The organism is Pseudactinotalea sp. Z1739 (genome assembly GCF_049725055.1).
Lineage (GTDB): Bacteria > Actinomycetota > Actinomycetes > Actinomycetales > Beutenbergiaceae > CALKWS01.
Genome location: NZ_JBMPQA010000006.1, coordinates 169,647 through 183,685 on the forward strand (window position 1 = coordinate 169,647; position 14,039 = coordinate 183,685).

10 protein-coding genes are annotated in these 14,039 nt (G+C 64.6%); 3 read left to right on the forward strand and 7 right to left on the reverse strand.

Going from position 1 to position 14,039, the window contains the following annotated elements; all coding sequences use genetic code 11:
• Nucleotides 1-62 precede the first annotated feature (62 nt).
• The 7 genes from ACO0LV_RS09975 to ACO0LV_RS10005 form a co-directional block, all read right to left on the reverse strand.
• Nucleotides 63-995 carry a formylglycine-generating enzyme family protein gene (locus tag ACO0LV_RS09975; protein ID WP_424787741.1) on the reverse strand — a complete coding sequence of 311 codons (933 nt, stop codon included), beginning with the start codon at nt 993-995 and terminating at the stop codon, nt 63-65.
• A gap of 39 nt (nt 996-1,034) precedes the next feature.
• Nucleotides 1,035-2,528 (reverse strand): sulfatase-like hydrolase/transferase, encoded by a 1,494-nt coding sequence (locus ACO0LV_RS09980; RefSeq protein WP_424787742.1) that lies wholly within the window; start codon nt 2,526-2,528, stop codon nt 1,035-1,037.
• Between the two features lie 76 nt (nt 2,529-2,604).
• Nucleotides 2,605-5,460, reverse strand: a complete 2,856-nt coding sequence (locus ACO0LV_RS09985; protein ID WP_424787743.1) for a polysaccharide lyase 8 family protein — start codon at nt 5,458-5,460, stop codon at nt 2,605-2,607.
• An 80-nt stretch (nt 5,461-5,540) separates the two neighbouring features.
• Nucleotides 5,541-6,917 (reverse strand): sulfatase family protein, encoded by a 1,377-nt coding sequence (locus ACO0LV_RS09990; protein WP_424787744.1) that lies wholly within the window; start codon nt 6,915-6,917, stop codon nt 5,541-5,543.
• A gap of 10 nt (nt 6,918-6,927) precedes the next feature.
• Nucleotides 6,928-7,815 carry a carbohydrate ABC transporter permease gene (locus tag ACO0LV_RS09995; RefSeq protein WP_424787745.1) on the reverse strand — a complete coding sequence of 296 codons (888 nt, stop codon included), beginning with the start codon at nt 7,813-7,815 and terminating at the stop codon, nt 6,928-6,930.
• A 15-nt stretch (nt 7,816-7,830) separates the two neighbouring features.
• A complete protein-coding gene (locus tag ACO0LV_RS10000) occupies nt 7,831-8,811 on the reverse strand; it encodes a carbohydrate ABC transporter permease (protein ID WP_424787746.1) in 981 nt (326 codons plus the stop codon).
• On the reverse strand, nt 8,811-10,112 hold the full coding sequence (locus tag ACO0LV_RS10005; protein WP_424787747.1) for an ABC transporter substrate-binding protein: 1,302 nt from the start codon (nt 10,110-10,112) through the stop codon (nt 8,811-8,813). The genes ACO0LV_RS10000 and ACO0LV_RS10005 overlap by 1 nt, the downstream gene beginning before the upstream one ends.
• Nucleotides 10,113-10,434: 322 nt before the next feature.
• On the opposite strand from ACO0LV_RS10005, the gene ACO0LV_RS10010 reads away from it, so the two are divergent.
• From ACO0LV_RS10010 to ACO0LV_RS10020, 3 genes are read left to right on the forward strand one after another with little or no spacing between them, the layout of a single operon-like run.
• Complete coding sequence (locus ACO0LV_RS10010; RefSeq protein WP_424787748.1) at nt 10,435-11,556, forward strand: substrate-binding domain-containing protein; 1,122 nt, start codon at nt 10,435-10,437, stop codon at nt 11,554-11,556.
• Nucleotides 11,553-12,557: a Gfo/Idh/MocA family protein gene (locus ACO0LV_RS10015; protein ID WP_424787749.1), complete on the forward strand. Its 1,005-nt coding sequence runs from the start codon at nt 11,553-11,555 to the stop codon at nt 12,555-12,557. The genes ACO0LV_RS10010 and ACO0LV_RS10015 overlap by 4 nt, the downstream gene beginning before the upstream one ends.
• A 51-nt stretch (nt 12,558-12,608) precedes the next feature.
• Nucleotides 12,609-14,039: a sulfatase-like hydrolase/transferase gene (locus tag ACO0LV_RS10020; RefSeq protein WP_424787750.1), complete on the forward strand. Its 1,431-nt coding sequence runs from the start codon at nt 12,609-12,611 to the stop codon at nt 14,037-14,039.

Sequence of the window (14,039 nt, forward strand, 5' to 3'; positions counted from 1 at the left end):
CGGAGTCGCACACAGTCGCACATCCGGCGTCGCATCTCGGCACGGTGGTGGCGCTGGGTCACTCAGCGAACGTCGGCGGCGATTCGGAAGCCGGTATTGCCGGAGGAGGAGTCACCGGCGTTCAACGTCCGGGCGGCCACCCGGTACCTGTTGCAGTAGGAGTCATGGCACAGGTAGGAACCACCGCGGATGGTCCACACATCCGGCGCGGGTCGGCCGGGGGACTGGGCCCACGGGCTCGCTGTCCATTCCCAGACGTTGCCTGCCACATTGAACAGCCCGTACCCGTTGGCCGGGAAGGACCTCGCCGGGGCGGTGCCCACGTACCCGTCGTCCGCGGTGTTGTGGCGGGGAAAGTCGCCCTGCCAGATATTGCACATGTGTCTGCCACCCGGGGTGAGTTCGTCGCCCCAGGCGTACCGCCGTCGTAGGAGCCCACCACGGGCGGCATACTCCCATTCGGCTTCGTCCGGAAGGCGGGTGCCGGACCACGCACAGTAGGCCTGCGCATCATGCCATGACACATGCACCACGGGGTGGTCGCGGCGATCTTTCAGTGAGGAACCCGGACCTTCCGGATGGCGCCAGTCGGCGCCATCGATTCCGACCCACCACGGGGTACCTGCGGCCACGCCGCGTACCATGCGGGGGTCGATGTCACGCACGAAGAGGTGGAAGACGAAGCTCCAGCCGAACTCCTCCGCCTGGGTGCGGTATCCCGTGGACTTCACGAAGCGTTCGTACTGGGCATTGGTGACGGTGGTGGATCCGATCAGGAACGGTTCGACCTCGACCGTGCGGACCGGCCCCTCGCCGTCGGCGGGGTGGGCATCGGGATCCTCGCTCCCCATCGCGAAGACACCGCCGGGCAGGTCGACGAGGTCGCGCCGGATCTTGCGCGCTTCGTTAGCGTTGTGCTCCGGTCGGGAACGCTCCTTCGAGGTGTGGAGCCGCACCGGTGTCGCGCCGGTGCTGCGGTCACCGGGACCTGTCAACTGAACCTCCCGTGCGGATGCCTCTGGGGCGGAGCACCTCTACTGTACGTGGGACTCCACGGCGGTCTCGGGTCGAATCCGGTCGACCTCGGGGATTCCGGACATCATGGCCATCCACTGGGCGAAGCGGTCACCACGCTCGCACAGGATGCGGTACAACCGCCGTCGCAGATCGGTCACCACATTGCCGTACGCGGGCACGGCCACGACATTGCGCAACTCATGCGGGTCGGACTGCAGGTCGTAGAGTTCGTCGGTGCCCTCGGGGTTGACGATCAGTTTGAAGCGCCGGTCCCGCAGCATCCGCTGGGAATAACCGAAGTGGTGGCCGTGGAACTCCGCGACGATCTCCCGGCGCTCGTGCAGCGCTGAGGGGTCCAGCAAACTGGTTCCTCTGCTGGCAGCGGTGTCAATCCCGGCGACGTCCAGGATGGTGGCGTGAAAGTCCAGTAGCGAAACGAAATCGTCGCACCGGGCTCCCCGCACCCCTGGGTTATGCACCAGGGCGGGGATGCGGTAGATGTCGTCATACATCGCCGGGCCTTTGTCGTTCAACCGGTGGGCACCGGTGAACTCGCCATGGTCGGCGGTAAAGCACACCACCGTGTCTTCCTGCAGCCCGTGGTCTTGGAGTGCTGCGAGGATCCGGCCCACCTGGTGGTCGATCAGGGCGACGTAACCGCGGTAGATCGCGATGAGCTTGCGCCATCGCACGGCGTCGAAACCGTCGGCACCCCAGTACTGGGAGTACGTGCATTGGATCTCGGGCTTGTCAGCGAAGGTCTCCGCCATCGATGCCGGCAGTTCGATCTGGTCCGGGTCGATCAGGTCGAACCACTCATCGGGCAGCAGATAGGGAAGATGCGGACCGAAGAAGTGACAGTTGAGGTAGAAGGGCTTCCCCTCGGCTGCGTAGGTGCCGATTCTCTCGATCGTCAGGTCCGCCAGGTACTGCTCGAACGTCGCCTCGGTGGGTTGGCGCAGCCGCGAGGCGAGGAGATGGCCCTGGCTGCCGTCCGGCAGCCTGGTGTGGATCTGCTCGGTGAGTTCCACCGGCGGGTGACCGTGGCGTTCCAGCCACGCCAGGTAGCCGGGATTGGTGTAGTCGTTCAGCGCTCCGGCGATGTGATCCCCGTCGAACCCGTGCTCGGCCGGACCCCGGCGGCGGCCCACGTGCCACTTGCCCACATGCCCGACGTTGTAACCCTGGGCACGCAGTTGGTGGGAGAAGACCGCGTGATCGGTGGGTAGTTCCTCGCGATGCCCGGAGTTCCACTCGTAGTTCGCCAGGAGGCCGTGCTCGAAGGGGTGCAGGCCGGTGACCAGACTCGCCCGGGCCGGCGTGCAGATCGCGCTGGGGGTGTACGCGGAGGTGAACACGGTGCTGACCTCGGCGAGGTCGTCCAGCACTGGAGTGTACGCCGGCGTGCCCTCGTAGAAGCCGAGTGTGTCCAGCCGGTGCTGGTCGGTCATCAGGAAAAGGATGTTGCGGGGTTGAGCCCCGCCGGTTGGCTGGTTGCGAGGACTGCGCATCGATCCCTCTCGTGCTTTCGTGGTGGGCAGTGGACCATCGCTGGGCCCTCCCGCTGAGGGAGGGCCCAGCCGTCGTTCACCGTCTCAGCTCGAAGGTCACCGGCACACCACCGAGTCCGGCGGTGTCCACGACGATCCGCAGGCCGCTGTCTTCGGGATGGAGTTGTACCCGTTCCGACTGCCCGGCGAGCCGACGGGGCTGGTTCCCGTGCAGGAACACTTCGACGGTGTCGGCCTGGTGGGTCGGATCGCTGATCGAAACACGGCCGCGGCCCGGATTGATCTCAGCCAGGACCGAGGCAGGCTGGTCGCAGGAGATCTCTCCACCTCGCCCCGGTCCCCAGAAGTTCGCGGCTTGAACGTGCCCGATCCGGACGGCCTGGACATCCGCGTCGTTGGCGAGGAGTTCGATCCCGGGATTGTGCGAGCGCGCCTGGGTGCGATTCGCGCTCACCCCCGGCAATACCGCGTAGGCGTAGGTGGTGCGATCCGGTGCGTGGACCGACTCCAAGGTGGCATACACCCGGGTGTGTTCAGTACTCGAACCGGCGGTGTGGTTCCTCGACCAACTACCGGATCGCTCGCGCACCGAAGCACGCAACTGGGGTACGTCAAGCAGCAGGTAACCAGCCACCCCCTCCACGTGCGCCCAGGTCGGGTCGCCGACCTCGGTCGCCGCCGTGACTTCCACACCATCGACGACCAGACGGCGGTGATCCTCGCCCAGATTGCGGTGTTCGATGACCGTCTTGACCTCATTCCCGGAACCTGTGACGACGTCGCTGCCCAGGGCGATAATCATGTCCGGCAGGCAGAGCCAGGTCTTGCGCGCGTTCAGGCCCGTCCCGCCGGGACCGATGAGGTGCTGTCCGGCGAGAGCAATGTCATTGAGAGCCGCGCCACCGGTCCACTCGTTATCGGGCGTACTCAAACCCCATTGGCCTTCGGTCCGGGCGGGCAACTCGGTGGTGTCAACCGTGGTGCCTGCCGGAGCCATCAGGTCGCTGGTCGGCCAGTACTCGTCGTCGTAGTGCGCGATGTCATCAGGCAGGTACAGATATGTCATCCCGTTGGAGGTCTTGAATCCGAACTCGTTCTCACCGTTCCCGCACTCGTACCACGCAATGCGATCGGAGCACATCGCGATCGCGGTGGCCCAGTCCTCTCCGCGGTAGATGAGCCGGTCCATCCGGGCGAACAGTGTCGGACCCAAAGGATCCGGAACTGGCTCGGCGCCGGAGGCCTCGAGTTCCTTGATGATGGCCACCTGGGGAACTGAGGCGCCGTCGTAGATCGACCGGTAGTCGTTGGTCTCCAGCCAGTGCAGACAGCGTCCACGCCACTGCCGGGCAGTGGCCGCTTCCACTGATTGCGCGAGGGTCGCGATGGCCTCGATGGCCATGAATCCGTTGTCAATGCTGCGTTCATGCTCTCGGGAGATGGCCCGGCCGCGCACCGGATCCATCATCTGGGCCCGGTAGATCACGGGTGCGAACGATCCCTCGACCGAGTCCAGCAGGATCTGGTGGCTCGGATCGTCGATGTCGTGGCTCGTGTCGGCAAGCAGGGCGAAGAGCCGGGACAGCGCACGGAGCAAGACCAATCCATAGGTCCCGGTGTACGGGACCGTCGAATGCTGGATGAACGACCCGTCGTAATAGAACCCGTTCCCAGATTCGACGATTTGCCAAACATCGCTCAGTCCGGCCACCGCATGGGCCAGCCGGTCGGTGTCGGCTCCGGCGATCGACCGGATGATCACTGCCTGGCACAGGTCCACGCGATTCGCGCCCTCCGAGAGAGCACGGCGCGGCGAATGCTCCGGGAACTGGTACCAGGGGTCGGAAACGTAGAAGTCGATGGCATCGGCATAATCCTCGAAGTGCTCCGGCTCGATGTGGTCCGCCAGCAGAGCCATACTGTCTGCGAGCGACCGAGCGGATCCCGACTCCCACGCCCACCAGTTGCCGTACTCGGCAGTGCTGGGGTTGTAGGTGAGCACATTCGTGCGCCGGAGTGCGCCCAATGCGGTCTCAAGTGCGCTCTCATCCTCGAAGTAGTCCGAACCCGGGGTGGCCCAGGCGGTGGCGATCGATTGGATGCGACGGAAGGTCGTGACGATGTTGCCCTCGTTGCCTTCGGGCAGAAATGGAAGGTCGACGAAGGTCCGTGCGTCAGCGCCATCGCTCACCTGGATGTCGGCGAACCAGATCGTGCCCTCGGTCCGGTCCAGCATGACACCGACGGAGAGTTCAACGGCTTCGGGTGGTAGTTCGATCCGCCGTTCATACCGTTGCCAGTCGAAGGTTCCGCGCAGGTACGGTCCCGAGCCGATCGGCACCACGACGGAGCCATCGGAGTCGTACGCCTGTACCCTCAGCATGCTGAAGCCACCGGACAGGTCGGTTCCCTTGACCTGCGCGGTCACGGTGAACTCACGCGGTATTCCGGGCGGGATTGGCAGACGCTGGGTGAAGGCCAGCCGAGCATCCGCACCAGAGTCCGAGGTGATCGCCAGTGCGGCCCCGTCATCGGGACCGCCGTCTAGTTCGACGGTGGCGCTAGCCGATCCCGCCGGGTTCCAGGCATTCCAACCCGCAGGGAAGCCATCGGCACCGACGTCACTGAAGGTTGGGTTGGTCAGGAGGTCGTATTCGGACCCTGGTCCGTCGTCTACCTCTGGCGCGATCAATTCGATCGCGTTGCGTACCTCCTGATCCAGTGCCGTCAGGGCAGGGCCGAACGCGGAGTCATTGCTGTCGACTTCAAGGCGACCGGTCAACTGGTCGACCCATCGTTGCCGCAGTTGCTCGAATTCAGCCTCGTCCATATCCGGAGCGGCGAGCGCCGCTTCGTGGAATGCATGCGAGAACAGTGCCGCTAATCCCACGGCGCCGGCACCCTTCAGCGCTGTTCTGCGGGTGAGTTCCATGGATCCTCCTTGATCGTGAATGATTGTCTTAGGGGTGGGTCGACTACTGGGTTTCGTCCATGCGCCTCCTCGCCGGCATGTCAGTAGGGCCTCACATAGATTTCCTCGCGCGCGACCTCGTCGGTGTCCTGGGGCAGTACGAGGCGTGTGAGCATTTCCTCATCGCCGCCGGACCGGGCCCAGCGCAGCAACTCGCCACGCAACCGGTCCAACTCACCCTGGTAGCGGGATTCCACCGCGAGATTCGTCATCTCACCGGGGTCCGACTGCAGGTCGTGCAATTGCTCCCGGTACCTGCCCCAGCTGTACAGCACATACTTGTAACGATGCTCGACGACGGCCCGACCCCGGGTGGCGGGCGCGGTGACGGCGGGAAAACTCGTCTGCACGACCAAGCGTTCGCGGTCCAGGCGCTCACCGTCACACAGCACGGGGAGCAGGCTTCGCCCGGGGAGTCCGGCAGTTGCCCGGGCTTGGGCTGCTTGAGCCAGAGTCGGCAGCAGATCCAGGCACACCGACACGAGCGTGCCGCTGTCGACGCGCCCGGCGGGTACCCGCCCGGGCCAGCGAACCAGGAACGGCACCCGCACGATCTCTTCGAACAGCGCCGTCTTCTGGTTCCATGAATGGCTTCCGTCGCCGTCGCCGTGATCGCTGGTGAAGATCACCAGGGTGTCTCGTGCCCGGCCGGTTCGGTCGAGTATCTCCAGCAACTCACCCACACGGGCATCCACGCGCTCCACCAGACGGGCATAGGTGTACCGGTAGTGGCGCCAGTCCTCGGGGGTGTACCCGCCGGTGCCATAGACCTTGGCGTGCTCGTGCTGTTCGGTGCGAAGGGCTTCGGGCTCGAACGGCTGGTGGCCGAAGTTCGCGGGCAGGTTCGGTGTGTTCGCCAACTCCGTGGTCGGGGTGTCGCCGTAATACAACGGCTGGTTCCTGGCGTACTCACAGATCGTGTGTGGGTCGTCGAAGGAGGCCACCAGGAAGAACGGGCAGTTCGGGTCGCGGCCGCTGGTCAGGAACTGGTCCACCGCTGTGGTGAGCCCACGATCCCCGAAGTCCTTGATCGGCTCGAATCCGTCGCCGGCCTGCGCACTGGGACGCGTCGCATGCCACTTGCCGGCGTAGGCGCACTGGTATCCGCCCCCGCTCAGGAGGTGACCCAGTGAATCCGGCCCGAGAGCATCACCAGACGCATCATTGGATGTCAGCCCCAGGGTGTGCGGGTACTGGCCGGTGAGCAGGGAACTTCGGGCCGGGACGCACAGCGGGAAGGTGACGTAGGCACGATCCATCCGGGTGCCCTCGGCCGCCAACCGGTCCAGCGCCGGCGTGGAGATGTCCGGATTCCCGGTATTGCTCATCATGTGCGCTGCCATCTGGTCGGCCATGATGAGCAGAATGTTCGGTCGCTCGCCGGCCCCGACGCTGGCGGCTCCGGGCAGATCGTTCATCTCTCGCCCGCTACTTACCCATGCCCAGAGTCAGTCCCTCGGTGAGCCGCCGGCCCAACCAGAGGTAAATCAGCAGCACCGGAATGATCACCAGGACCAGGCCTGCGAACAGCCCGCCCCAGTCGGCGCCGCTGTAGGTCTGGCGTTGAACGAAGTTGATCAACGCGATCGGCAGCGTGTAGCGGTCCGTGGTTTGCAGCAGCACCAGGGCGAGCACCGTTTCGTTCCAGTTCGAGATCAACTGCAGGACGAAGGCGGTCAGCAGTCCGCCCCTGGCAAGCGGCAGCATGATGGTCCAGAAGGTTCGTACCGGAGTGCTTCCGTCCAGGGCGGCTGCCTCTTCCAACTCTCCGGGCAGTGAGCGGAAGAACGCGGTGAGCAGGAACACGGTGAAGGGCATGGAGACTCCCATGTACACCAGCGCCAAACCAAAGATGCTGTTGGTCAGGCCCACCCGGGCGAGCATCACGAACAACGGAACGATGATCACTTGGACCGGCACCCCGAGTCCGAGGATGAACAGCAGGGTCACCGAACGGGTGAGCCGGTTGTCCTGACGGGACAGGTAGTAGGCCGCCGGGGCTGCCAGGGCCACGATCGCCACCGACGCACTCAGGGTCAGCACCACGCTGTTGAACGCTGCGGTACCGAAGTTTCCGGCGTTCCATGCGGTGGCGAAGTTGTCGAAGGTCCAGTTCTCGGGCCAGCCCCAGGGGTTGCCGAAGATCTCGCGGGTATCGCGGAAACCTTGTAACGCCACCCAGGCGAGCATGGCGATGTTGAAGGCGACGAACAGCCAGGTGAAGCCCACGCCGATCGTGCGGAGCGGCCCGGTATCAGCCGCGCGGCTTCGTCCGGTCTTCCGCCTGCGAGAGGGAGCCTGTGTAGCAGTAGTCATGAGGACCTTCCCGTCTCAGAACTCGAGCGCTTCACGACGCGTGACGCGCCGTAGCAGGACGATGAGGACGGCCACGAGCAGCAGCGCCAGCATGGCTGAAGCGCTGGCCATGCCATAGGAGGGGATCGACTGGCCGGAGAACGCCATGATGTAGGTGTAGACGGCGGAGGTCCAGATCTCCTGAGGGGGCAGGCCCACTCCCGTGGTGCCACCGAAGATCCAGACGATCTCGAAGATTTTCACCGACGTGATCGTCCACAGCACGGCACAGACCGCGAACACATCCCAGGTCAGGGGGAGGATCACATAACGCAACCGCTGGAATGCGCTGGCACCAGCCAGTGCAGCATCTTCGAAGAAGTACTCCGGTATCCGATCCACGCCGGCCATGAGGATCGTGGTGTAGTAGCCCACGCTCGCCCACGCCAGGATCGCCATGACGAGTCCGAGGAGGTTGTCCCGCGCCAGCCACAGCGGGGGGTCGGAGACACCGATGGCGCGCAGGAAGCTGTTCACGAGCCCGTTGGGGTTGAAAGCGAACCCGGCCAGTGCGCCGAAGACCAGGGCATTGATCAGATGCGGGAAGAAGAGCACGTTCCTTGCGGTGCGCTTGCCTGCCATATCCCGTAGCACCAGCGTCAGAGCGAAGGCGACGACGAAGATCGCAGCGCCGACGATGAAGAGGATCAGCAAGGTGTTCGTGAATGACTGCAGGAAGAGGTCGTTTCGGACCAGCCGGGCGTAGTTGCGCAGGCCGACCCATTCCATCTCCCCGGCGCCGGCCCAGGTGTGCAGACTGATCCACGCTGCGGCGATGATCGGCACGACGAATAGGACGACGTAGAACAACAGGGCGGGCATCACGAACGGCACGAAAAGTTTGCGCCGTTGACGATCCAGGGGGGAGCGCTGGCTGGTCTTGGCGGACCGGCCGGCCGGGGCGTGCCCCGGCCCGGCCGGCCGCACGTCCTGCTCGCGCGCGAGCAGAGCACTCATCAGGCTTGGTCCTCCCAGTAGGAGATGGTGGCTTCCTTGGCCTCTTCGACGAACTCCTCGGCTGTGAGGTTGCCCAGCACCAGGTCGTCGTTGATGGCCCAGAAGACGGTGTCGTTGTAACCGGGGAAGGCCACGCCGTCGTTCTGCTGGTGGAATGAATCGGCGGTGGCGAGGCGCTCCATCACCGTGTCGAGCACGGGGTTGACGTCGACGTCCTGTCGGACTGGCAGCAGCCCAGCGCCCTCACCGAGCATCGTCTGGTACTCCTCCCGGAGGAAGAACGCAGCGAATTCCTGCGCAGCCTCAGCGTGGTCAGCCGTACTGGGAACAACGAAGCCGGTGAAGTCCACGCGGGCGCTGTCATGGGTGCCGGGAGGGAACGGGAAGGAGGAGTACTCGAACCCGTCGGCCGCGTACGGTTCTGTCTCTGCTGCGGCCCAGGAGCCCATGAACAGGAGCGCGGCGTTGCCCGAGGCCCACTGCTGCTGTTGCTCCGGGAACTGGCTGCCCTGGAAGCCGTCGATGAAGTAGTCACCATCCACCAGTTGCTGCACCTTCTGGGCGGCTTCGAGCACTGCTGGGTCGTCCCACGCGGCCCCGGTCTCGTCGGAGGCCAACTCGTACAGCGCCCCGGGCCCCAGTTCACGCAGCAGCAGCGTCTTGAACCAGTACACGTTGTAGCCCGGGATGTCACCGTCCAGAGCGATCGGCGTGTGCCCGTCGGCCTGCAGGTCGTCCAGCAGTGCGACGAACTCTTCCCAGGACTGGGGTGTGTTGTCCACCAGGTCCGGGTGAGTTGCCGCGTCGAACCAGATCGCGTCGGAGGTCAACTGGTAGGGCACCATCCAGTACTCACCGTCATCGAGCTCGATGTCGATGTACTCCAGGTACTGTGCCGGGACGATGTCGGCCAGCGTCTGGCCTTCGATGTCCGCGTTCCACGCAGTCGACAAGCCCTGTACTTGGCCGGCTGCGACGAGGCTTCCATAGGTGTTGACGTAGGACTGGTCGACGAGATCGGGCACCTCGTTGGTGTTCAATGCCGGGACGAGTCGTTGGACGTTGTCACGCCCTTGCCACTGCACGTTGACTTCGATACCGGTCTCGGCGGTGAAGTCTTCGATTGCCTGCGCCATGACTTCCTGCTGGACTTCGCCCTCGTTCCAGGCGGACCAGTAGGTGAACTCGGTGGCTTCGGCATTACCTTCGTCGGCGCTGGTCCCGGAGCATGCCGCCAACCCCAGAGCAACCGCCCCGAGAGCCCCGACTACTGCGCCGCGTCGGGAGTGAGAGTGCTGCATCATTGCACCTTTCGATAGAACTAACTGAGGTATCTATTCGCTGGTTCGGTTCTCACAATGCGGTGAGAGTTAGCGACTTGTCAAGAATGACTTAGGAAGGAGTGTAGATGCAATCTGGGGAGAGATGGGACGCCACAGTCGACCATGGGCTCTCGTTACCTGACTGTGACCATTGGTACCGGGGGCAGTCGGCAGCTCATCCGAGGGTGGGGCGTCATTGCCGCAAGTGGGTGCAAGCAGGCTTCAGGTCCGCTACTCTTCACCTAATGAATCCTAGATACATCCTTTCCGAGGGAATCAATCAAGGGAGAGTGGGACGGTGGTGGATGATGCTACGAGTGGACGGGAACTGAAGTTCCGCGCACTGGCCAAGGACCTCCGTCAGGAGATCTCGGAGGGAAGGTGGGAACCCGGAGCGAAGTTGCCGACGGAGAAGGAACTCATGGCTCAGCGGGAGTTGTCGCTGACCACTGTCCGACGGGCACTTGATGAACTCGCCGACGATGGTTTGATCGTGCGCAGGCAGGGTTCCGGCTCCTATGTGTCGACAGATCTTCGACGGGGCGCTGGGGCGATGCGCACGATCGGTGTCCTCGTCCCGAGCGCAACGGAGTACTACCCGCGCGTGCTCGCGGGTGTGGAGAGCGCGCTCTCCGGTGCTTCTGCCCGGATGGTGCTCGCGAGTTATCACTACGACGCCGTCGAGGAGGAGCGCGACATGGCGTCCCTTCTGGCCAGCGGCATCGATGGTCTGATCGCTGTGCCGGACCTGCTGTCCGCCCCGAATACGCAAGAGAAGATCGAGAGCCTGTTCGATCTGCCGGTGCCGGTGGTGATGCTGGAACGGCGCGATTTCGAGGCACGGATCTCAGACCGGTCGGAGTACGTGTGCACTGATCATGCCGGCGGGGCGTACGACGCGGTCCGGCATCTGCGCACACTTGGGCACGAGCAGATCGGGCTGGTGTGCCGGCACCCGAACCACACGGGCAATTGGGTGGTCCAGGGCTACAAGGACGCCGTACAGGACCTCGCTTTGCCAGCCCTTCCGATCGACACCGCGCCGGCCTCGGAGTGGTCCCTGGAGCGAGCCGAGGCAGCGTTGCACCTGCTTCGAAAGTCGAGGACCACGGCGGCGCTTGTGTTCGGAGACAGGGAAGCCGCATGGATTGAGGCCGCCGCCCGGCGTGCCGGCGTGCGGATCCCCGAGGACCTCGCCCTGGTCGCGTATGACGACGAGAGCGCCGCGTATGCAGACATTCCGTTGACCGCGGTCTCGCCACCAAAGCACGAGTTGGGTCGCCTCGCTGCTGAGACCCTCCTGCAGCGTGTACACGGCAATGACGAAAACGTCGTCCACCAGATCACCCTGCGGCCGCCGCTCGTCATCCGGGATTCGTGTGGTGCGTCCGATTTGACCCGGGCAATCAAGGAGGAAGTATGAAACTAGGGCTACTGGGGGCCGGCGCGGTCGGCGCGGTTCATGCCCAAGCTGCCGCAGAGTTGCCCACCGTCAACGTGGCCGCGGTGTGCTCTCGTTCAGTGTCTGAGGCCGAGGCCGTGGCCGAACCCCATGGTGCACGGGTTTACAGCGACTACCGCGAGATGTTCGACAGCGACCTCGACGCCGTGGTGATCAGCACGCCGCATTCGTTGCATACGCACATGGTCCTCGACGCGGCGGCGGCCGGGTTGCAGGTGCTGTTGGAGAAGCCCATGGCCACGACGGTCGCGGATTGTGACCTGATGATCGAGGCATGCGAGGCTGCTGGGGTTGCCCTTGCTGTGGGCCATATCCAGCACTTCCTGCCCGAGAAGGTCGCCGCGTACGATGCTGTGCGGTCCGGACGGATCGGAGTTCCGCGCCTGGTGCACGACCTACGCAGTACCGATTACCGTCCAGGAACGCGACCGGAGTGGTTCTTCGACCGGAAGATGGCGGGCGGGGGAGCGGTGATGAACATCGGCAGCCACTGCATCGACCGGAGCAGTTGGCTGGCCGGCGCACTGGTGGAGCGCGTCGAGGCGGCCAGCACCGTTTCGCGTTTCGGCGTCGGTGTGGAGACTGACGCCACCGCACTACTGACGATGGCGAACGGACTCCGAGCGTCGATCACCGTGACGTCCACCCCGCCTCGGCTGATGGATGAGGTCACCGTCGTCGGGGACGAAGGCACAATCGTGGCCGACTCCAGGCGGGGGACCGTGGTACGCGTCGGAGACACCGAGCACGTCTTGCATGAACGGTCGGAAGGGGACATCCCAACAGCGTTCCGGAACCAGCTCGCGTCGTTCGTCGAGTTTGTCGACCACGGTGCGCCCTTCCCCGTCAGTACAAGTCTGAGCCGCACGGTCGTGGCCGCCGTGCACGCGATCTACGAGTCGGCTGGCACCGGTCTGCCGGTGACCGTGGAGACCAGACAGCCGACTGGGGCTGCGTTGTGAGCGATGCGGCCGATCGCATGGACCCAGGCCGTGATGGGGTGAGAACGGCCGATGGCTAGTTGGGACACGGACCGGCCGAACGTCGTGATGATCGTGGCCGACGACCTCGGCCCGTGGGCTCTCGGGTGTGCGGGAAATCCCGAGATCCAGACGCCGAGCATCGACCGGATGGCATCGGAGGGGACTCGGTTCACGGAGTTCTATTGCGCCTCGCCCGTGTGTTCACCGGCGCGGGCTACGCTGCTGACCGGGCAGATGCCCTCGGCTCACGGTGTGCATGATTACCTCGACGCCCGGCATGTGGGAGCAGACGGTCACGACTTCCTCGGCGGTCAACGACTGTACACAGACGACCTGGCAAACGCGGGCTATCGCCTCGGCCTCGTGGGTAAATGGCACCTCGGCGCCAATGACAGGCCACGCCCCGGATTTGTCCGCTGGTTGGCTCATGGCGGTGGAGGCGGGCCGTACTACGGTGCTCCGCTGTACGACCAGAGTGGGCCCGTCGACGAACCAGGCTACGTCACCGATGTTCTGAGCGATGCTGCCTGTGATTTCCTTGAGCACGAGTCGCGGACGGAAGACCCGTTCTACCTCTCGCTGCACTACACGGCTCCGCATAGTCCGTGGAAGAACAACCATCCCGCGGAGTACACCGACCTGTACCGCGACTGCGCCTTCGACTCGCTGCCGCAGGAGGAGTTGCATCCCTGGGTGCCGATCGTCGACGGCGCCCCGATCGGCGGTGAGCCGGATACTCGCGCCGCGCTCGAGGGCTACTTCGCGGCGGTCACCGCGATGGACGCAGGAATCGGTCGGGTGCTGTCGCGCCTTGCCCACCTCGGGCTGGACGAGCACACGGTTGTGATCTTCACCAGCGACAACGGATTCAGTTGTGGTCAGCACGGGATCTGGGGCAAAGGGAACGCGACTTTCCCCCAGAACATGTATGACGAGTCAGTGAAGGTGCCTTTCATCATGCGCCAACCCGGCCGTATCCCAGCAGGCCAAGTTAGCGATGCCCTGGTGTCCGCCTATGACGTCGCGGCAACCTTGCGGGAGCTCTGCGGCATCGCACAACCGCACGGGTACGGGCCCGGTCGTTCCTTCGTCCCCGCCCTCATGGGGCAGCAGGAGCAGGATCGCCGTGAGCGCGTTGTGGTGTTCGATGAGTACGGGCCGGTTCGGATGATCCGCACCCGCACCCACAAATACGTCCATCGCTATCCCCATGGACCGCACGAACTCTATGACCTCATCGCCGATCCGGGGGAGCGGTCGAACATGATCGGTTCCCCCGGCGCTGATGCGTTGAGCGAGGGACTGCATGACCAATTGAACGCATGGTTTCAGGAGCACGCACGTGTTGACGTCGATGGTCGGACCTTGCCCGTGAGCGGCGCGGGGCAGGTGGACACGGTGGGACCCGGGCGGAGCCCGTTCCCTCTGGCGACGGCCTTCAACACTGTCCCGAGGTACTGA

Excerpts from the sequence above, each read along its gene's own strand:
- ACO0LV_RS09980 (WP_424787742.1), bottom strand. The coding sequence starts at position 2,528 with ATGCGCAGTCCTCGCAACCAGCCAACCGGCGGGGCTCAACCCCGCAAC.
- ACO0LV_RS09985 (WP_424787743.1), bottom strand. The coding sequence starts at position 5,460 with ATGGAACTCACCCGCAGAACAGCGCTGAAGGGTGCCGGCGCCGTGGGA.
- ACO0LV_RS09990 (WP_424787744.1), bottom strand. The coding sequence starts at position 6,917 with ATGAACGATCTGCCCGGAGCCGCCAGCGTCGGGGCCGGCGAGCGACCG.
- ACO0LV_RS09995 (WP_424787745.1), bottom strand. The coding sequence starts at position 7,815 with ATGACTACTGCTACACAGGCTCCCTCTCGCAGGCGGAAGACCGGACGA.
- ACO0LV_RS10000 (WP_424787746.1), bottom strand. The coding sequence starts at position 8,811 with ATGAGTGCTCTGCTCGCGCGCGAGCAGGACGTGCGGCCGGCCGGGCCG.
- ACO0LV_RS10005 (WP_424787747.1), bottom strand. The coding sequence starts at position 10,112 with ATGCAGCACTCTCACTCCCGACGCGGCGCAGTAGTCGGGGCTCTCGGG.
- ACO0LV_RS10015 (WP_424787749.1), top strand. The coding sequence starts at position 11,553 with ATGAAACTAGGGCTACTGGGGGCCGGCGCGGTCGGCGCGGTTCATGCC.
- ACO0LV_RS10020 (WP_424787750.1), top strand. The coding sequence starts at position 12,609 with ATGGCTAGTTGGGACACGGACCGGCCGAACGTCGTGATGATCGTGGCC.